This is a genomic window from Nocardiopsis sp. CC223A, from assembly GCF_030766825.1.
Classification (GTDB): Bacteria; Actinomycetota; Actinomycetes; order Streptosporangiales; family Streptosporangiaceae; genus Nocardiopsis.
The window spans coordinates 32325-50920 of record NZ_JASFDV010000049.1; the positions used below are offsets into that span (position 1 = coordinate 32325).

The window sequence follows — 18596 nt, forward strand, 5'->3', positions numbered from 1 at the left end:
ACCTATGAGTCGAGGCGGCGGAGGGTCTTGAGGAGCGCGATCCAATCCTTGCTGACGAAGGACAGGTGCCCCGACTCTCTGTTCCGGGTGTCGCGCACGTCCGCTCCGGTGCTGTGCTCTCGGACCTCGACGCACTCGTTGGTGCCACCGCTGTAGCTGCTCTTGTGCCAGTCACTCATCGTCGATCGCCTTCATCTCGTCGTGGATGGCTTGCAGGGTCTCCTGCGGGTCCCTGGCGGTGCCCTGGAGGGCCGTGAACACCATACGGCTTCGGCTGATGTCGGCTGAGCCGGAGATGATGCGGCCCTCCTCAGCCGATTCCATGTACACCACGTCGGGTTCGTCCGCGGTGGTGATGATCCGCCTGGGTCCGGACGTTCCGGCGTGCCTGGACGCTCGGACCGGGAGCATCTGGACGGTGACCCGTTCGCGCTCGATCTGGTCGGCCACGTAGGCCAACTGTTCGTGCTGGACCTGCCCGGACCCGTAGCGGCGCCAGAGTACGCTCTGGTCGATGATCAGCCAGATCAGCGGAGACGAGGCCTCCGCCATGCGCTTCGCCCGGTTGGTCCTCTCCTCGGCCAGGGCGAGGACCTGCTCCGGGGTGAGCCACGGCTCCCCGTACCGGATGAGCGCGTACGAGTAGGCCTGCGTCTGGAGGTACACCGGGAACACGAGCGGCTGGTACTCGAACAGCGCGTCGGCGGCGTGGGTGCGCTTGGTGACCTCGTGAAGCCACACCTGGCGGCCGGACCCCGTCAGCTCCTCCCAGAGCCTGTCCAGCCTCCCGTCGCTCTCCAGGACCTCGTCCAGGAACTTCCTCAACCAGGGCCGCGCCATGGCCCGGCCGTTCTCGATGTCGGACACGTGGGAGTCGCTGATCGTCGTGCCCCGCTTGCTGATCCTTCGGGCCAGGGCCTGCTGGGTCAGCTCCGCCTCCACGCGCAGCCTGCGCAGTTCCCGTCCGAAGGTCTTCAGAGCCCGTTCGTCCGTGTGCATGTGGCCATAGGAACACAACGGGCGATGGTCGGTGGGGGATTCCAGGGAATTCCAGGGTTGCTTGGAAGATTCGGGAGCTCTCCGGGCAGCCTTCACGCGGCATCGCCCCAGGCCACATCCTTTCTTCGCGGGCCCGCAGCCATCAGCGCGACGACGAAAGGAACCGGTGGAATCCATGTCTCCCACCCGGCAGCCCCTCGACCTGCCCCGGCGGATCCGCTGCACGGACCCGGACCGGGGCTCCCTGGAATGCGGGCACCGGCTCTGGCACCTCAAGGCCGCCCGCAGCTGGGCCGCCCACGTGGCCCGCACGACCCCGGCCTGCGCGCATCCCCTGTTGCTGTCCTTGTCGGAGCTGCACGCCAACGCCCTTGAGCACTCGGCTTCGGGGCTTCCCGGAGGGCGGGTGCGCATCGAGATCGAGCGTCGGCGACGCCTGTTCCTGCTCCGGGTCACCGATGACGGCCCCAGGCCCGGTACCCCGGTGACCTTTCCCGAGGTGGTGGCCCGAAGCGGTGCGGCGGACGCGGCAGAGATGCCCGGTGAGGGCGGTTACGGGCTGGGCCTGGTGGAGGCGATGTCCCTGTACTGGGACTTCACCCAAGACCCCGGCGGCCCGCTCACCGTGCGCGCCGCCTTCGACCGCTCGGGGCAGCTCCGGGCCTCTCCTTGACCCTTTCTCCGGTCAGAGGCCGGTACGAAGACGGGCTCAGAAGGCGCGCCAACGCCCGCTGAGCCCTCGATCCCGAACTCCGATCTGCGACAACCGAGAAAACAGGATCCGATGCGCCACCCTATCCCGCGGCCCCGCCGCTCCGACGATGATCGACGTGCTCCGCTCCTGCCGCTGCCCCGGCGGCGGCCGCTCATCGGCCCGGTGTGCCCGGCCTGCGACCACCCCTCCTGCCGGGATCGCCGCGCCCAGCGCCTGCCCCGCCTGGGCGGACACCGCGCCGAGTTCGCCCCCGAACACGCACGCGCCGCCGCCGTCCAGGCCCGGTACCCCGGCCTGATCGTCTACTACGGGGAGGCCACCCAGTCCTTCTGGGCCGTCACCCCCGCCGGGCTGCTGGAAGCCCCCGATACCGACGCCCTGCTGCTCGCCCTGTGGCAGCACACGCGAGCTTCCGAACGGGTGCGGGCGCCGGTGCTCACCGGAAACGGTCGGCCGCCCCGCCGCCTTACGGGCAGGGGAAGCGGAAAACCGCCGGTCACCGCGGTACGTTCCGAATCCACCCACCCCGGATGTGCATCCTCGACCGAAGCCTGACAGGCTTCCACCACCGTGCGCCCGGGTGGGAAGCGCAGCCCCACCGGCCAACGACACCCACCCGGCGTACGCCGTTCCGGGCGCGCGGAGGGGCCCTCGGCGGTGCGGTGCGGTCGCACCGCCCCGCCGATCGGGCACGGCCTCAGCTCCGGGCGCGTACGGCGACCGCGTCGACCTCGAAGAGCATCCCCGGCAGCGCCAGCCCGGCCACACCGAGCAGCGTCTGCGTGGGCGGACGGTCGCCCCAGGTCCGCGCGATGCGCGCGGTGAGCACGCCCAAGCGGTCGAGGTCCAGCCCCACCGCGTAGGTACGGAGCTGCACCACATCACCCGGGCCGACCCCGGCGGCCTCCAGTGCGGTCTCCAGGTTCGCGAAGGACCGCTCCACCTGCTCGGCGAAATCGGCGGAGGCGACCCCTCCCTCGGAGTCGGAGGCGTACTGCCCCGCGACGAACACGAACTCCTCCGTGCGCGCCACATGGCTGTACCCGAAACCGGTCGGGTCGTGCAGGGCGGTCGGGTTGAGGACGGTGTGGCTCATGGTTCTCTTCTCTCTCGTTCGTCTCGTACTGCTCGTTGTCGTTCTCATCGGGAGGTCAGTCGTGCGGCACCGCGCGGGGGTGCGGGACGGCCACCAGGGCCAGCGCCGCCACCGACAGCACCCCCGCCAGCAGGAGCGCCCCGTTCAGCCCCGCCGTGTCCAGCGCCAGCCCGCCGCCCAGCGCGCCCAGGGCGATCGCGGCGTTGAAGGCCGCCACGAACAGCGATGTCGCGCCCTCGGCCTGTTCCGGCGCGGCCCGCAGCATCCAGGTCTGGAGGCCGACCGACACACCCCCGTAGGCCAGCCCCCAAAAGCCGACCACGAGTGCGCCCGGCCACGGTGCGCCGACCGTCGCGAGCAGCGGCATGGTCAGCGCGAGGCCCCCGGCGACGGTCCCCAGCACCCCGCGGACGCCGCGGGCGGCGATCATCCCCGCCATGAAGTTCCCGGCCAGCCCGGCCGCCCCGAACAGCAGCAGCGTCCAGCCGACCGCCGCGGCGCCCATCCCCGCCTGTTCGTGCAGCAGCGGGCGGACGAACGTGTAGGCCGTGAAGTGCCCGGCCACCAGCAGCAGCGTCAGCACCAACCCGATCCGCACCCCGCCCCCGTCCCGGAGCAGACCGCCCAGGTCGGCCGGACGCAGCGAGCGCTCCACCGGCAGTGGCGGCACCGCGGCGAGCACCCCCGCCAGGGCGAGGAGCCCCAGCAGCCCCGCCGCGCCGAACACCGCGCGCCACCCGTACGCCTCGGCCAGCAGCGTCCCCAGCGGCACCCCGACCACCGAGGCGGCCGAGACCCCGCTGAAGATCACCGCCGTGGCCGCGCCCACCCGGCGGGCCGGGACCAGCCGCGGCGCCAGCCCGCCGGCGACGGCCCAGAACCCGCCGATCGCCGCGCCGATCGCCACCCGTGCGGCCAGCACGGCGGTCAGGTCCGACCCCACGGCGGTGACCAGGTTCCCCGCGACCAGCAGGGCCAGCAGAGCCGCCAGGACGAGCCGCCGGTCGATGCGCCCGGCCACGGTCGCGGTGAGCGGTGCGGCGGCCGCCGCGACGATGCCCGGAACGGTGACCGCCAGGCCCGCCCGGGACTCGTCGACGCCCAGGTCCCCGGCCATCGGGGTGAGCAGCCCGACGGGCAGCAGCTCGGTCGTCATCAGCGCGAAGATGCCCAGGGCCACGGCCGCCACGGCCGACCACCCGCGGATCCCGCCCGGTGTCGTCCGCGCGGCGGCGCTCCCGGTCCGGGGCGCGCTCATCGCCCACCCCTATCAAGGAGTTCTCGGATATTTGATGTCGTTAATTGGTCCACGCTGAAACCTCCGATGCGGGGGGTGGATGGGGGAGCGGCTAGCGGAGCGCCTCGCGGGTGGCCGGCGCCGCCGCCGGGTCCCGCTGCTCCACGGTGCGGCGGATGTCGGCGATGGTCTGCCCGGCCAGTTCCGCGCGCCAGGCCAGTTCCGCCTTGCGCATGGCCTGGGAGACCGCGCAGGTCCGCCGGTAGTCGACGTCCGGCCGTCCGCCCGGCCCGTCCTTGAGGATCCGGCGGCAGCGGAAGGCGTCCTCGGGTCCCTCGATCGCGGTGACGACGTCCAACAGCGTGATGTCGCCCGGATCGCGGCCGAGTCGGAAGCCGCCGCGCGGCCCCGTCGTGGAGATGAGGATCCCCGCCCGGGCCAGGGCCTGGAGGTGCTTGCTCAGGTAGGCCGTCGGCAGGGCGAAGACCTCCGCCAGCCGTGCGGCGGGAACCGCCTCACCCGGGTCGGTCCAGGAGAGGTTGACGCAGGTGTGCAGCGCCCACTCGACTCCCTCGCTCATCTTCATGATCCCGGATGTTATATGTCTTGAATAGGATCGGGCAACCGCTGGGGCCCGGTTCCTCCGGGCCGCCCGCTCCGCGGCCCCGCTCCGCTTCCGTCCGGTCGGCTCTGTCGGGAGCACGCGCACGGCGCCCGCCGGGCTGCACGTCCCGGCTTCCGCGTCCGCTCCGGGGTACGCCCGGGAGAGCGCCCGCCCCGACGCGGCTTCGCCCCGGCCGGGGAGGGCGTTGCGCCGTTCCCTGTCCGCCGGAACGGCGACGGCCCCGCCCCCGCCCGCCGTCGTACGGGTGGGGGCGGGGCCGGTGCGGGTCCCGCGGCGCCTCGGCGCGCTACTCCTTGGGCCGGTTGTCGATGATGCGGCGGAACTTGCCCACCGACCGCTCGATCTGCTCCGGGTCCACCACGTCCACCGTCACGCTCACCCCGACCCTCTCCTTGACGGTCGCGGTGATCTCCCGGGCCAGCGCCGCGCGCCGGTCGGCGGTGCAGTCCGGCGCGGCCTCGATGCGCACCGCCATGCGGTCCAGGCGGCCCTCCTTGGTGAGCACCAGCTGGAAGTGCGGGGCCAGCCCGTCCAGGCCCAGCACGATCTCCTCGATCTGGGTCGGGAACACGTTCACCCCGCGCAGGATGATCATGTCGTCGCTGCGCCCGGTCACCTTGTCCATCCGCCGCATCGGCCGGGCGGTGCCCGGGCGCAGCGTGGTCAGGTCGCGGGTGCGGTACCGGATGACCGGCATGGCCTGCTTGGTGAGCGAGGTGAACACCAGCTCGCCCTCCTCGCCGTCGGCCAGCACGTCCTGCGTGACGGGGTCGAGCACCTCCGGGTAGAAGTGGTCCTCCCAGATGTGCAGCCCGTCCTTGGTCTCCACGCACTCGTTGGCCACGCCCGGCCCTATGACCTCCGACAATCCGTAGATGTCCACGGCGTGGATGTCGAACCGCTCCTCGATCTCCGTGCGCATCTTCTCGGTCCACGGTTCGGCGCCGAAGATGCCGATCTTCAGCGAGGTGCCGCGCGGGTCGATGCCCTGGCGCTCGAACTCGTCCATGAGCGTCAGCATGTAGCTGGGCGTCACCATGATGATCTCGGGCTCGAAGTCCTGGATCAGCTGCACCTGCTTGGCGGTCTGCCCGCCCGAGGCCGGGATGACCGTGCAGCCGAGCTTCTCGGCGCCGTAGTGCGCGCCCAGGCCGCCCGTGAACAGCCCGTACCCGTACGACACGTGCACCTTGTGCCCCGGGCGCCCGCCCGCGGCGCGGATGGAGCGGGCCACCACGGTCGCCCAGGTGTCGATGTCCTCGCGGGTGTACCCCACCACGGTGGGCTTGCCGGTGGTGCCGCTGGAGGCGTGGATCCGGGCCACCTGCTCCTGGGGGACGGCGAACATGCCGAACGGGTAGTTGTCGCGCAGGTCGGTCTTGGTGGTGTGCGGGAAGTGCCGCAGGTCGGCCAGTTCCTTGAGGTCCTCGGGGCGCACGCCCGCCTCGTCGAACTTCTCCCTGTACAGCGGCACGTTGGTGTAGGCGTGCTCCAGGGTCCACCTGAGCCGGTCGAGCTGGAGCGCCCGCAGCTCGTCGACACTCATGCGCTCGGCCGGGTCCAGGGTCTCGGGGGCGGGGCCCTCGCCGAGACGGGTGGTGTTACCGGTGACACCGGTCGACCGCCGGATGGTGTCGTGGCTCGCCATATGAGACTCTCCGTGTGCGAGTGCGCGGTGGGGCCGCCGGGCCGACGCCCGGGAGGGTGGTGCGGTGGGTGCGCCGCGCGTTCGAGGTGGGTGCCGTCCCGCTGCGGGGCGGGTGGACTTGCTTACTGACCGAACGTTCGGTTACTAATGCATTAAGTCAGTCTCCGAGACCCGTGTCAAGGAGACGTGTCGATCAGTTCACTGTCGACGGTGGCGCAGGCCACCGTCAACCTTCATGGGAGGCCGTTCGTGAGCGACGTCTATGTGGTCGACGGGGTCCGCACCCCGCAGGGGCGGTACGGCGGAGCGCTCGCCGCGGTCCGCCCCGACGATCTGGCCGCCACGGCCATCGCCGAGGCGGTCCGCCGCGCCGGGGTCCCCGGGGACGCGATCGACGAGGTCATCCTGGGCGCCGCCAACCAGGCCGGCGAGGACAACCGCAACGTCGCCCGCATGGCCGTCCTGCTGGCCGGGCTGGACCCGAGCGTCCCCGGCTACACCGTCAACCGCCTGTGCGCCAGCGGCCTGACCGCCGTCTCCTGCGCCGCCCAGGCCATCCGCGCGGGCGAGGCCGACGTGGTCGTCGCCGGCGGCGTGGAGTCCATGACCCGCGCCCCCTGGGTGATGGCCAAGCCCGGCACCCCCTGGGCCAAGCCCGGCGAGGTCGCCGACACCTCCCTGGGCTGGCGCTTCACCAACCCGCGCTTCGCCGCCCACGACGCCGACACTCCCGCCGACGCCTCCCCGAACGACCTGCGCTACACCCTGTCCATGGGCGAGACCGCCGAGGAGGTCGCCGTCCTGGAGGGCATCACCCGCGAGGAGTCCGACGCCTTCGCACTGGGCAGCCACCGCAAGGCGCTGGCCGCCGCCGCGGCGGGCCGGTTCGACCGCGAGATCGTCCCCGTCACGGTCACCGGCCGCAAGGGCGCCACCCACGAGGTCACCGCCGACGAGGGCCCCCGCCCCGACACCGACGAGGCCACGCTGGCCAAGCTCCGCCCGGTGTTCCGCAAGGGCGGCATCGTCACCGCGGGCAACTCCTCCTCCCTGTCCGACGGCGCCTCCGCCCTGGTCCTGGCCTCCGCCGCCGCCGTCGAGCGCCACGGTCTCACCCCGCGCGCCCGCGTGGTGGCCTCCGCCTCGGCCGGGGTGCCCCCGCAGATCATGGGCCTGGGCCCGGTCCCCGCCACGCAGAAGGCGCTGTCCCGCGCGGGCTGGACCCTGGACCAGGTCGGCTCGGTCGAGCTCAACGAGGCCTTCGCCGCCCAGTCCCTGGGCGTCATCCGGCAGCTCAAGCTGGACGCCGAACGCGTCAACGCCGACGGCGGCGCCATCGCCCTGGGCCACCCGCTGGGCAGCTCCGGCGCCCGCATCCTGGTCACCCTCCTCAACCGCATGGAGCGCGAGGGCACCGACCGCGGCCTGGCCACCCTGTGCGTGGGCGTGGGCCAGGGCGCCGCGCTCCTGGTCGAGCGGGTCTGAGGGGACACGGCATGACCGAGGAAGCGGACAAGACCGACTTCGAGACCCTGCGGGTGGAGTGGCGCGAGGACCGGGCCGTGGTGGAGCTGCACCGGCCCCGGGCCCGCAACGCCATCAACGCCGCGATGATCGCCGAGCTGCACGAGGTGTGCGCCCGGGTCGAGGCCGACCCGCGCCCGCTGCTGCTCACCGGGCACGGCACCGTGTTCGCGGGCGGCGCCGACATCTCCGAGCTGCGCGAACGCGGCCGCGAGCAGGCGCTGGCCGGGATCAACAGCCGCCTGTTCGAGCGTCTGCACCGCCTCCCGGCCCCCACCGTGGCGGCCGTGGACGGCTGGGCGCTGGGCGGCGGTGCCGAGCTGTCCTACGCCTGCGACATCCGCATCGCCACCCCCACCGCCGTGTTCGCCCAGCCCGAGCCGGGCCTGGGCATCATCGCCGGGGCGGGCGCCTGCTGGCGGCTCAGGGAGCTGGTGGGCGCCTCGGTGGCCAAGCAGGTGCTGCTGGGCGGTTTCCGCCTGGACGCCGAGGCCGCGCTGCGCCACGGCCTGGTCGCCGAGATCGTCCCGTCCGAGGAGCTGCGCGAGCGCGCCCACGCCCTCATCGACCGCATGGCCGCCTCCTCGGCCCTGGCCCTGCGCATGACCAAGATGGTGCTGGACGCCGACGGGCCCCACCCGTTGGCCGACGACCTGACCCAGGCGGTGCTGTTCGAGACCGCCGACAAGCACGACCGGATGACCCGGTTCCTGGAGAGGAAGAAGCGTTGACCTCCGGTAGCACCGCAACCCCGGACGCGGTTCCCGCCGTCCCCGCACTGGTCGCCGTCATCGGCGGCGGCACCATGGGCGCCGGGATCGTCCAGCAGTTCCTCACCGCGGGCGCCGAGGTGACCCTGGTCGAGGCCACGGCCGAGGCCGCGGAGGCGGGCCGCGACCGGGTCGCCTCCGGCCTGGCCGCCTCCGCCGCGCGCGGGAAACTGGACGGGGAGCCCGACGCGTACCTGGCCCGGCTGTCCACCGCCACCGACGCCGCCGACATCCCCGCCGGGACCGGCCTGGTGGTCGAGGCCGTGCCGGAGAGGCCCGAGCTGAAGATCGCCGTCCTCACCGCCGCCGAGGCCGCCGTGGGGGAGGAGGCCGTGCTGGCCTCCAACACCAGCTCCCTGTCGGTCACCGAGCTGGCCGCCGCCCTCAAGCACCCGCGCCGCTTCCTGGGCACCCACTTCTTCAACCCGGTGCCCGCCTCCAAGCTCGTGGAGATCGTCACCGCCCCCGACACCGACCCGGCGGTCACCGCCGCGGTGCGCGGCTGGGTGGCCGCCCTGGGCAAGACGGAGATCGTCGTCCGCGACGCCCCCGGGTTCGCCACCAGCCGGCTGGGCGTCATGCTCGGCCTGGAGGCCATCCGCATGGTCGAGGAGGAGGTGGCCTCCCCGGCCGACATCGACACCGCCATGGAGCTGGGCTACCGCCACCCGATGGGCCCGCTCAGGCTCACCGACCTGGTCGGCCTGGACGTGCGCCTGGCCATCGCCGAGTATCTCGCCGCCGAGTTGGGCGACCGCTTCTCCCCGCCGGAGCTGCTGCGGCGTATGGTCGCGGAGGGGAGGCTCGGCAAGAAGACCGGACAGGGCTTCCACACCTGGAACAAGGGAGAGTAGGGCGTTGAGCGAACAGAGGGCGGCGGAGTTCTCCGAATCCGACGGGCTGGCCGTGGTGCGGCTGCACCGGCCCGCGCTGACCCGGGAGGTGAAGGAGGACCTGCTGGCCGCACTGCGCGAGGCCGCCGCTTCCACCACCGCCCGCGCGGTGCTGCTGCTGGGGTCGGACAAGGCGTTCTGCGTGGGCCAGGACCTGGCCGAGCACGCGCGCACCCTCCAGGAGGGGACCGGCGGGGCGGCCCTGAACACCGTCCGCGAGCACTACAACCCGATCGTGCTGGCCCTGGAGTCCATCCAGGTGCCGGTCGTGGTGGGCATCGGCGGCGCCTGCGTGGGCGCCGGAATGGGCTTCGCCCTGGCCGGGGACGTGCGGGTGGCGGCCCGCAGGGCCAAGTTCGGCACCGCGTTCACCGGCATCGGCCTGGCCTCCGACTCCGGGCTCGCCGCCCGCCTGGTCGCCTCGCTGGGGCAGGCGCGGGCCATGGAGCTCATGCTGCTGGGCACCCTGTTCGGCGCGGACCGGGCGTTGGAGCTGGGCTTGGTCACCGAGGTCGTCGACGACGATGCCTGGGAGAAGCGCGCCCGCGAGCTGGCCGCGACGCTGGCGGCCGGCCCGACCGCGGCGTTCGTCGCCGCCAAGCGCGAGGTGCGCGCGGCGGCCGAGGGCGGGCGTCCGCTGGCCGAACTGCTGGAGGAGGAGGCCGACCTCCAGCAGCAGCTCGGGGAGACCGCCGACCACGCCGGGGCCGTCGACGCCTTCGTGAACAAGCGCACGCCGACCTTCACCGGTCGCTGACCCGCGGCCGGTCGGCGGCCCGCGCCGCCGACCGGCCGGTGGCACCGGCGGAACGGGACGCCGGGACCGGGGCGTGTCCCTGACCGGCCCGCCCGCCGGCGATTGCGCCGCCCGGGCGACCGACCTGCCCGTATCCGCCCGCGTCCGGACTTGACCGGTGCGGGCGGATGCGTGGATACTAATTACTGACCGAACGTTCGGTTATGAATGGGGATCGATCAATGACCGTGACGCAGGAGGCGCCCCCCGGGGCCGACGACGCGCTCCAGGCGGACTTCGACGCGAAGATCGCCGCGGACCAGCGCATCGAGCCGCGCGACTGGATGCCCGAGGCCTACCGCAAGACCCTTGTGCGCCAGGTCTCCCAGCACGCCCACTCGGAGATCATCGGCATGCAGCCGGAGGGCGACTGGATCGCCTCCGCGCCCAGCCTGCGCCGCAAGGCCATCCTCCTGGCCAAGGTCCAGGACGAGGCGGGACACGGCCTGTACCTGTACGCCGCCGCCGAGACCCTCGGTGTCGACCGCGCCGACCTCACCATGCGCCTCATCGAGGGCCGCCAGAAGTACTCCTCGATCTTCAACTACCCCTCGCTGACCTTCGCCGACGTCGGCGTCATCGGCTGGCTGGTGGACGGCGCCGCGATCTGCAACCAGGTGCCCCTGTGCCGCAGCTCGTTCGGCCCCTACGCCCGCGCCATGGTGCGCATCTGCAAGGAGGAGTCCTTCCACCAGCGGCAGGGCTACGAGCTGCTCATGCGCATGATGGAGGGCACCGAGGGCCAGCGCAGGATGGTCCAGGACGCCGTCGACCGCTGGTGGTGGCCGTCCCTGATGATGTTCGGCCCGCCCGACGCCGACTCCCCGAACACCGCCCGGTCCATGGCCTGGCGGATCAAGCGCGACACCAACGACGACCTGCGCCAGAAGTTCGTCGACATGAGCGTCCCCCAGGCGGAGAAGCTCGGCGTCACCCTGCCCGACCCCGAGCTGGCCTGGAACGCCGAGCGCGGCCACTACGACTTCGGCGAGCCCGACTGGGTCGAGTTCAAGCAGGTCGTCTCCGGCTCCGGCCCCAAGAACGCCGAGCGCATCGCCCGCCGCCGGGCCGCCCACGAGAAGGGCGCCTGGGTCCGCGAGGCCGCCACCGCCTACGCCGCCAAACAGGCGGCCAAGGCCCAGAACACCGCGAACCTCCAGGAGGCCACGGCATGAGCAACGACACCACCGCGACCCCCGGCGCCTCCGGCACCTCCGGCGCGGCGCGCCCGGAGTGGCCGCTGTACGAGGTCTTCGTCCGCGGCAAGCGCGGCCTCAACCACGTCCACGTGGGCTCCCTGCACGCCCCCGACGACACCATGGCGCTGCACAACGCCCGCAACCTGTACACCCGCCGCAACGAGGGCGTCAGCATCTGGGTGGTCCGCGCCGAGGACATCACCGCGTCCAGCCCCGACGAGAAGGACCCCTTCTTCGCGCCCAGCGGAGACAAGGTCTACCGCCACCCGACCTTCTACCCCATCCCCGAGGACGTCCCGCACATCTAGGCGGGGACCCGGGACGACGAGGCTTCGAGGAACAGAACACATGAGTGGCGACAACATTTTCACCGGCCTGGTCGAAGAGCACCAGGGCGACGCCCGCTGGGCCTTCGGCACCGGCTTCACCGACGCCCTCGCGGGCGTCGACACCACCCTGCCCGCCGGGGTGGACGGCGCCGACCTGGCCCTGTACTGCCAGATGCTCGGCGACGACGCGCTGATCCAGGCCCAGCGGCTCATCGACTGGGTCACCGACGCGCCCGAGCTGGAGGAGGAGGTGGCACTGGCCAACATCGCCCTGGACCTGCTCGGCCAGGCGCGCCTGCTGCTGGCCCGCGCCGGCCAGGCCGACGGCACCGGCCGGGACGAGGACGCCTTCGCCTACCACCGCGCACCGCGCGAGTTCCGCAACGTGCACCTGGCCGAGGCGCCCCGCGGCGACTTCGCCCGCGCCGTCGTCACCCTGCTGGTGCTCTCCAGCCACCGGCTGGCCCTGTTCACCCGGCTGGCCGACAGCGTCGACCCGGTGATCGCCGCCATCGCCGCCAAGGGGGTCAACGAGCTGGCCTACCACCGCGAGTACGCGGTGTCCTGGGCGCTGCGCCTGGGCGACGGCACCGACTACTCGCACGAGCGCCTGGCACAGGCCGTCGCCGACGTGTGGCCGCTCACCGGCGAGCTGTTCGCCGCCCACCCCGTCGAGACCCGCCTCGCGGGCCTGAACGCGGCCGTGGACCCCGTCACCGTCCGCGACGAGGTCCACGCCGTGCTCACCCAGGTCCTCACCGAGGCCACCCTGCCCGCCCCCGGCCCCTTCCCCGAGGCCGCGGTGGCCGGACGCGAGGGCCGCCACACCCCGGGATTCACCCCCCTGCTGGACGAGCTCCAGAAGGTGGCCCGCGAGAACCCGGAGGCGACATGGTGACCACCGCACCGGTCCGCGACACCGAGCGCGCCCGCGCCGCGGCCGCCGCCGTGACCGACCCCGAGCTGCCCATGCTCACCCTCGCCGACCTGGGCATCCTGCGCCGGGTGGAGATCGACGGGGCGGGCACCGTACAGGTGTGGATCACCCCCACCTACTCCGGCTGCCCGGCCCTGGCCGAGATGCGGGTGGACGTCGACCGGGCGGTGCGCGCCGCCGGGTTCGACGCCGTCGAGGTGCGCACCGAGCTGTCCCCGGCCTGGACCACCGACTGGATCACCGACGAGGGGCGGCGCAAGCTCGCCGAGCACGGCATCTCCCCGCCGGGGGCCGCCCCCCGCCGGGAGGCCGGGCCCGTCCCGCTGACCCTGCTGCCCACCCGGACCGCCCCGCGCTGCCCGCTGTGCCGGTCGGCCGACACCGAGGAGCTGTCCCGGTTCGGGGCGACCTCCTGCAAGTCGCTGCACCGCTGCCGGTCCTGCCTCGAACCGTTCGAGCACGTCAAGGAGATCTGACCGTGACCACACCCGTCACCGACGCCCCCGCGGCCCCGCGCCGCGGGTCGGTGTTCCACCGGCTGCGCGTGGCCGCCGTCGAGAAGCTGTGCGACGACGCCGTCGCCGTGAGCTTCGACGTGCCCGACCACCTGGCCGCGGAGTTCGCGTTCGCCCCCGGGCAGTCGCTGACGCTGCGCCGGGAGGTCGACGGGGCGGAGGAACGGCGCAGCTACTCCATCTGCGCGCCCGCGGGCGACGCGCCCCGGGTGGGCGTGCGCCTGGTCGCGGGCGGGCTGTTCTCCACCTGGCTGGTGGAGGAGGTGCGTCCCGGCGACGAGATCGAGGTGGGCGCGCCCACCGGGCGGTTCTGCCCGGACCTGTCCACCGCCGCCAGGCACGTGATGATCGCCGCCGGGTCGGGCATCACCCCGATGCTGTCGATGGCCGCGTCGCTGCTGCGCCGCACCGACTCCCACGTCACCCTGCTGTACGGCAACCGGCGCAGTGACACGGTGATGTTCGCCGACGACCTGGCCGACCTCAAGGACGCGTTCGGGCACCGCTTCGAGCTGGTGCACGTGCTGTCCCGCGAGCCGCGCGAGGCCGAGCTGTTCACCGGCCGCCTGGACGGCGCCAAGCTGGAGGCGCTGCTGGACACCGTCGTCGCGGCCGACGCCGCCGACCACTGGTGGCTGTGCGGCCCCTTCGGGATGGTCGACGACGCCCGCCGGGTGCTGGCCGAGCGCGGTGTGCCCGCCGAGCGGGTCCACCGGGAGCTGTTCTTCGTGGAGGGCGCCGAGCCGCCGCCCCAGGCGCGCCACGAGGAGCCGGGGGTGGACGGTCCGGCCAGCGAGGTCACCGTCATCCTGGACGGGCGCACCACCACGCTGACCCTGCCGCGCGGGGTGCCGGTGCTGGACGCCGCCCAGCGGTACCGGCCCGACCTGCCCTTCGCCTGCAAGGGCGGGGTGTGCGGCACCTGCCGGGTCAAGGTCTGCGACGGCGAGGTGCGAATGCTGCGCAACTACGCCCTGGACGAGGCCGAGGTGGCGGCCGGGTACGCGCTGTCCTGCCAGGCGCTGCCCGAGACCGACGCCGTGACCGTGGACTTCGACTCTTGAGCGGGGAGGGCGCGGTGCGCAACGAGACCGCCTGGGCGATGTTCGAGGCCGACCGGGCCTCCAAGAACCTGGGGATGCGCTTGGTGCGCGCCGACCGGGGCATCGCGGTGGTGGAGATGACCGTGGGGCCGCTCATGGTCAACGGGCACGGGATCGCGCACGGCGGGTTCGTGTTCACACTGGCCGACACGGCGTTCGCGTGCGCCTGCAACGTGGACGGGCGCGGGGTCACCGTGGCCTCGGGGGCCGACGTCACGTTCGTGGCCCCGGCCCATGAGGGCGACCTGCTGGTGGCCACGGCCGAGGAGCGGACGGTGTTCGGGCGCAGCGGCGTCTACGACGTCACCGTGCGCCGCGGTGAGGAGGTCGTCGCCGAGTTCCGCGGCCGCAGCCGCACCCTGCCCGCCAGGGCCTGACACACGCGCCGGTGCCGCCCGGGGGATGCCCCGGGCGGCACCGGTTCATGCGTGCGGTGGGGTCCGTCGGGTTCGGTCGCGGCGGTTCGGGAGTCCGAGCACCGTCGGTCCGGGTGCCGTCGTGACGATGATCCGGGCGGTGAGCCGGATTTCGACCGGTTCATGTGCGTGGTGGGGTCCGTCGGGTTCGGTCGCGGCGGTTCGGGAGTCCGAGCACCGTCGGTCCGGGTGCCGTCGTGACGATGGTCCGGGTCGCGAGCCGGATTTCGACCGGTTCATGTGCGTGGTGGGGTCCGTCGGGTTCGGTCGCGGTGGTCCGGGAGTCCGAGCACCGTCGGTCCGGGTGCCGTCGTGACGATGATCCGGACCGCGAGCCGGACCCCGTAGTGCGCCGCCTCGGTGGGGAAGAACCCCGTGCCGAAGTAGAACCCCGCGTGCACGCCCACAGCCGCCCAGATCGCGCCGGTCCGGAGCCTGCTCGCGGCGCACACCAGCCCGAGCGCCACCGCCCCCACCGCGAAGAGGACCCTTTCGAACGTCCCCTGCGCCGGGCTCTGCGAGAACAGGTGGAGCGCCCCGAAGAGCACCGAGGTGAGGACCACCGCCCAGGTCGCGGAGAGGCGCTCGGTCAGCAGGTCCTGGAGGTTCCCGCGCCACAGCAGTTCCTCGGGCAGGGCCGTGCCCACCACGATCATCGCGATCACCAGCGGGAGGTAGGCCGGGTTGTCGGGTTCCCAGGCGGTCCACCGGGCCGCGCCCACGGCGACCGCGACGGCGTTGGCACCCAGGAGCGCCAGCGCACCGCCGAGCACGCCCGCGACCAGGGAGGGCAGGGCCCACCGGTCCCAGCCCAGGCCCGTACCCCGCCAGGGGCGGCCGGTGAGCCGGCGCCAGAGCAGGACCGACCCCACGGCGACGAGGACGGCGAAGGGACCTGAGAGGATCATGGCGGCCGTGCACAGGAGGGTGAGCAGGATGTCGCCGACGGCCCGCAGGCCGGGGGAGGCACGGGAGATTCGAGAAGGGGGCGGTGGGGTCATTCGACGATCCCGTCCCCGGCGCGGGACGGCGGCCATCGGGGATGTCCCCCGACGGCACCTGGACGCTCCCGTACACGCACAGGGGATATCCCTGAGGTCACGGTCCCGGCTACGGCGGCGTCCGGCCGGCCCCACCGGTCGTGGACACGCGCTCTCGGGTGCGGACATGGAGGTGCCCGGGGGCGCCGTCGGGTGGGGACGGCGCGCTCCCGGGCACAGGCCGGGCCCATGTCCCCCAACATGGGCCCAGCGGGTGCGGCCGGGGTGCACGGGGTGCGGTCCGGCCGCTGGGAAGGCGGACGTGGCGGTCGGGTACGTGCCGGAAACCCCCATCGCCGGCACGAGCGCTCACGTTCGCACATGGTCTCGTTGTGACGCCTCCGGACCCGTGGGTGCGGGTTCCGTCCGCGTTCATCTGGGATAACGTGTCGCGGCGGACGGATGTTCCCGGCTAGCACGTTTCTTGGGGGATGTCCAGGTCACACTCGCCGACGCCGCCCCCGGGCCCGGCCCGGTAGCGTCGGGGACGCGCCCGCCCCGGGCGCACACCGCCGACGACAGGAGGACGCACCCACCATGGCCGACCGGAGCATCGGCGTCGTCGGCGCCGGGATCGTCGGGCTCGCCACGGCCCGTGAACTGATCCTGCGCCGCCCCGGCACCCGCGTGGTGGTGCTGGAGAAGGAGGACCGGGTGGCGGTCCACCAGACCGGCCACAACTCCGGTGTGGTGCACGCCGGCATCTACTACGAGCCCGGCGGACTCAAAGCGCGGCTGTGCACGCGCGGCCGCGACCTGCTGCGCGACTACTGCGCGGAGCGGGGGCTGCCGTACCAGGAGTGCGGCAAGCTCGTCGTCGCGCTCACCCCGCAGGAGGTGGCCCGGCTGGACGCCCTGCACGCCCGGGCCGATGCCAACGCCGTCCCCGGGCTGCGCCGTGTCGGACCCGAGGGGATCCGTGAGATCGAGCCGCACACCACCGGCCTGGCCGCCCTGCACTCCCCGCGCACCGCCATCACCGACTACACCCGGATCGCCCGCTCCCTCGCCGACGACATCACCGCGGCCGGGGGCGAGATCCGCTTCGGCGCCGCGGTCACCGGTATCGTCCCCGCCGGGGACGGGGTGCGCGTCACCGCCGGGGGCGAGGACCTGCGCGTCGACGAGCTGGTCGTGTGCGCGGGCCTGCACGGCGACCGGGTGGCCCGGGCCGCCGGAGACGGGGACGAACCCAGGATCGTGCCGTTCCGGGGCGAGTACATGCTGGTACGCCCGGAGAAGGCGCACCTGGTGCGCGGCCTGGTCTACCCCGTGCCCGACCCCCGCTACCCGTTCCTGGGCGTGCACTTCACCCGCCGGATCTCCGGGGAAGTCGAGGTCGGCCCGAACGCGGTGCCGGCCCTGGCCCGCGAGGGCTACCGGCGCTCCGACATCCGCCTCGCCGACCTGCGCGACACCCTCACCTGGCCCGGTTTCCGGGCCATGGGCAGGCGCCACTGGCGCACCGGGATCGCGGAGATGTACGGATCGTTCTCCAAACGCGCCTACATGCGGGCCGCCCGGCGGTACATCCCCGGGATCGGGCCGGCCGACGTCGTGCGCGGCGGCGCGGGTGTGCGCGCCCAGGCCGTGGACCGCGACGGCACCCTCGTGGACGACTTCCGCATCCACCGGGTCGGGCCGGTCACGGCGGTCCGCAACGCACCCTCGCCCGCCGCCACCTCGTCCCTGGCCATCGCCGAGCACATCGCCGACGTCCTCGACGGCGGCCCGCTGCGCTGAGGCGGAGAACGACCGGGCCGGAACGGGCGTCACAGGGTGCGGAACCGGGAATCCTCCGGAGGCGACACCGATCAGGGAAGGCCCGATGAGCACCCCCACCACCCCCGAGCCGGCCGTACCCGCCCCGATCGCGCCCCTGGGGCCGCCCCCGGGCCTGACACCCCTGACCGACGCCGACCCCCGCACCCTGGGGCCCTACCGCCTGGCGGGCCGTATCGGCGCGGGCGGCATGGGCGCCGTCTACGGGGGCGTGGGCCCCGACGGGCGGTGCGTCGCCGTCAAGACCGTGCACGCCCGCCACGCCCGCAGGCGCCGTTACCGGGAGGCGTTCGCGCGCGAGGTGGAGATGCTGGGCCGGGCCCGCGGCATCGGCACCGCCGCGCTGTACGCCGCCGACGTCGCCGCCAAGGTGCCCTGGCTGGCCTTCGAGTACATCCCCGGCCGCGACCTGCGCGCCCACGTGCGCGCGTTCGGTCCGTTGGAGGGGGAGATGCTGCGGGCGTTCGCCGTCGGCACCGCCGAGGGCCTGGCCGCCCTGCACGCCGCGGGGATCGCCCACCGCGACATCAAGCCCGGGAACGTGGTGCTGTCCCCGACCGGTCCCAGGATCGTCGACTTCGGCATCGCCACCGAGATCGGCGCGGACCGGTCCACCGACCGCTCCGCCTCCTACGGCACCCCCGGCTGGGTGGCGCCCGAGCGCTACGCCGGGGCCACCGCGGCCCCGGCCGCCGACGTGTTCGCCTGGGGCGGTCTGGTGGCGCTGGCCGCCACCGGCCGCGACCCGTTCGGCGGCGGGACCCCGCAGGAGCTGCGGGCCCGGGTCGAGGCGGGGGAGTACGACATCGACGGGGTCCCCGACACCCTGCGGCCCCTGGTGGAGGCGGCGCTGTCGGTGGACCCGGCGGCGCGCCCCCGCGCCGTGCGGCTCATGCGCGCCCTGCTGCCCGAACCCGGTGCGTTCGGCCTGACCGCAGATCGGCAGAGCGACGTGGAGGGAAAGAGAGCCGA

21 protein-coding genes are annotated in these 18596 nt (G+C 73.5%); 14 read left to right on the forward strand and 7 right to left on the reverse strand.

The genetic code is table 11. The annotated features are described in order from the left end of the window. Window positions 1-2: 2 nt before the first annotated feature. Together QJS33_RS19190 and QJS33_RS19195 are read right to left on the reverse strand one after the other, a co-directional pair. Complete coding sequence (locus tag QJS33_RS19190) at window positions 3-179, reverse strand: DUF397 domain-containing protein (RefSeq protein WP_306369398.1); 177 nt, start codon at window positions 177-179, stop codon at window positions 3-5. After that, on the reverse strand, window positions 172-999 hold the full coding sequence (locus tag QJS33_RS19195; protein ID WP_306369399.1) for a helix-turn-helix transcriptional regulator: 828 nt from the start codon (window positions 997-999) through the stop codon (window positions 172-174). Before QJS33_RS19195 ends, QJS33_RS19190 begins: the two co-directional genes overlap by 8 nt. Before the next feature lie 175 nt (window positions 1000-1174). On the opposite strand from QJS33_RS19195, the gene QJS33_RS19200 reads away from it, so the two are divergent. Beyond that, the gene (locus tag QJS33_RS19200) at window positions 1175-1672 is read left to right on the forward strand and encodes an ATP-binding protein (protein WP_372339683.1); all 498 of its coding nucleotides are present in this window, start codon (window positions 1175-1177) and stop codon (window positions 1670-1672) included. A gap of 111 nt (window positions 1673-1783) precedes the next feature. Continuing rightward, window positions 1784-2269 (forward strand): hypothetical protein, encoded by a 486-nt coding sequence (locus tag QJS33_RS19205; protein WP_306369401.1) that lies wholly within the window; start codon window positions 1784-1786, stop codon window positions 2267-2269. Between the two features lie 142 nt (window positions 2270-2411). Here the strand turns inward: QJS33_RS19205 and QJS33_RS19210 are convergent, their stop codons facing one another. The 4 genes from QJS33_RS19210 to paaK form a co-directional block, all read right to left on the reverse strand. Next, window positions 2412-2810, reverse strand: coding sequence for a RidA family protein (locus QJS33_RS19210; RefSeq protein WP_306369402.1), 399 nt, complete (start codon window positions 2808-2810; stop codon window positions 2412-2414). A gap of 55 nt (window positions 2811-2865) precedes the next feature. Next, window positions 2866-4068 (reverse strand): MFS transporter, encoded by a 1203-nt coding sequence (locus QJS33_RS19215; protein WP_306369403.1) that lies wholly within the window; start codon window positions 4066-4068, stop codon window positions 2866-2868. A 91-nt stretch (window positions 4069-4159) separates the two neighbouring features. Continuing rightward, entirely contained in the window at window positions 4160-4633 is a 474-nt protein-coding gene (locus tag QJS33_RS19220) for an Rrf2 family transcriptional regulator (protein ID WP_306369404.1), read from the reverse strand. 325 nt (window positions 4634-4958) lie between these two features. Further along, entirely contained in the window at window positions 4959-6320 is a 1362-nt protein-coding gene (paaK, locus tag QJS33_RS19225; protein ID WP_306369405.1) for a phenylacetate--CoA ligase PaaK, read from the reverse strand. Between the two features lie 249 nt (window positions 6321-6569). Here paaK and QJS33_RS19230 point away from each other — a divergent pair, with 249 nt between their 5' ends. The 10 genes from QJS33_RS19230 (at window position 6570) to paaI (ending at window position 14763) form a co-directional block, all read left to right on the forward strand. Beyond that, window positions 6570-7805, forward strand: coding sequence for an acetyl-CoA C-acyltransferase (locus QJS33_RS19230; RefSeq protein ID WP_306369417.1), 1236 nt, complete (start codon window positions 6570-6572; stop codon window positions 7803-7805). Window positions 7806-7816: 11 nt separating this feature from the next. After that, the gene (locus tag QJS33_RS19235) at window positions 7817-8575 is read left to right on the forward strand and encodes an enoyl-CoA hydratase/isomerase family protein (protein WP_306369406.1); all 759 of its coding nucleotides are present in this window, start codon (window positions 7817-7819) and stop codon (window positions 8573-8575) included. After that, complete coding sequence (locus QJS33_RS19240) at window positions 8572-9468, forward strand: 3-hydroxyacyl-CoA dehydrogenase family protein (RefSeq protein WP_306369407.1); 897 nt, start codon at window positions 8572-8574, stop codon at window positions 9466-9468. The genes QJS33_RS19235 and QJS33_RS19240 overlap by 4 nt, the downstream gene beginning before the upstream one ends. Before the next feature lie 4 nt (window positions 9469-9472). After that, complete coding sequence (locus QJS33_RS19245) at window positions 9473-10264, forward strand: enoyl-CoA hydratase/isomerase family protein (protein ID WP_306369408.1); 792 nt, start codon at window positions 9473-9475, stop codon at window positions 10262-10264. Between the two features lie 221 nt (window positions 10265-10485). Next, window positions 10486-11478: a 1,2-phenylacetyl-CoA epoxidase subunit PaaA gene (gene paaA, locus QJS33_RS19250; RefSeq protein WP_306369409.1), complete on the forward strand. Its 993-nt coding sequence runs from the start codon at window positions 10486-10488 to the stop codon at window positions 11476-11478. Beyond that, on the forward strand, window positions 11475-11810 hold the full coding sequence (paaB, locus tag QJS33_RS19255) for a 1,2-phenylacetyl-CoA epoxidase subunit PaaB (RefSeq protein WP_306369410.1): 336 nt from the start codon (window positions 11475-11477) through the stop codon (window positions 11808-11810). The genes paaA and paaB overlap by 4 nt, the downstream gene beginning before the upstream one ends. A 40-nt stretch (window positions 11811-11850) precedes the next feature. Beyond that, window positions 11851-12729 carry a 1,2-phenylacetyl-CoA epoxidase subunit PaaC gene (paaC, locus tag QJS33_RS19260; protein ID WP_306369411.1) on the forward strand — a complete coding sequence of 293 codons (879 nt, stop codon included), beginning with the start codon at window positions 11851-11853 and terminating at the stop codon, window positions 12727-12729. Continuing rightward, a complete protein-coding gene (paaD, locus tag QJS33_RS19265) occupies window positions 12723-13244 on the forward strand; it encodes a 1,2-phenylacetyl-CoA epoxidase subunit PaaD (RefSeq protein WP_306369412.1) in 522 nt (173 codons plus the stop codon). Before paaC ends, paaD begins: the two co-directional genes overlap by 7 nt. Window positions 13245-13246: 2 nt before the next feature. Continuing rightward, entirely contained in the window at window positions 13247-14347 is a 1101-nt protein-coding gene (gene paaE, locus QJS33_RS19270) for a 1,2-phenylacetyl-CoA epoxidase subunit PaaE (protein WP_306369413.1), read from the forward strand. A 38-nt stretch (window positions 14348-14385) separates the two neighbouring features. Then, window positions 14386-14763, forward strand: coding sequence for a hydroxyphenylacetyl-CoA thioesterase PaaI (paaI, locus tag QJS33_RS19275; protein WP_306369418.1), 378 nt, complete (start codon window positions 14386-14388; stop codon window positions 14761-14763). A gap of 275 nt (window positions 14764-15038) precedes the next feature. Here the strand turns inward: paaI and QJS33_RS19280 are convergent, their stop codons facing one another. Then, window positions 15039-15803 (reverse strand): CPBP family intramembrane glutamic endopeptidase, encoded by a 765-nt coding sequence (locus QJS33_RS19280; protein ID WP_306369414.1) that lies wholly within the window; start codon window positions 15801-15803, stop codon window positions 15039-15041. A gap of 576 nt (window positions 15804-16379) precedes the next feature. Between QJS33_RS19280 and lhgO the strand changes: the two genes are divergently transcribed. Both lhgO and QJS33_RS19290 read left to right on the forward strand, forming a co-directional pair. After that, window positions 16380-17585, forward strand: a complete 1206-nt coding sequence (gene lhgO, locus QJS33_RS19285; RefSeq protein ID WP_306369415.1) for an L-2-hydroxyglutarate oxidase — start codon at window positions 16380-16382, stop codon at window positions 17583-17585. Window positions 17586-17670: 85 nt separating this feature from the next. Beyond that, the coding region (locus tag QJS33_RS19290) for a serine/threonine-protein kinase (RefSeq protein WP_306369416.1) at window positions 17671-18596 on the forward strand (926 nt) is incomplete at its 3' end.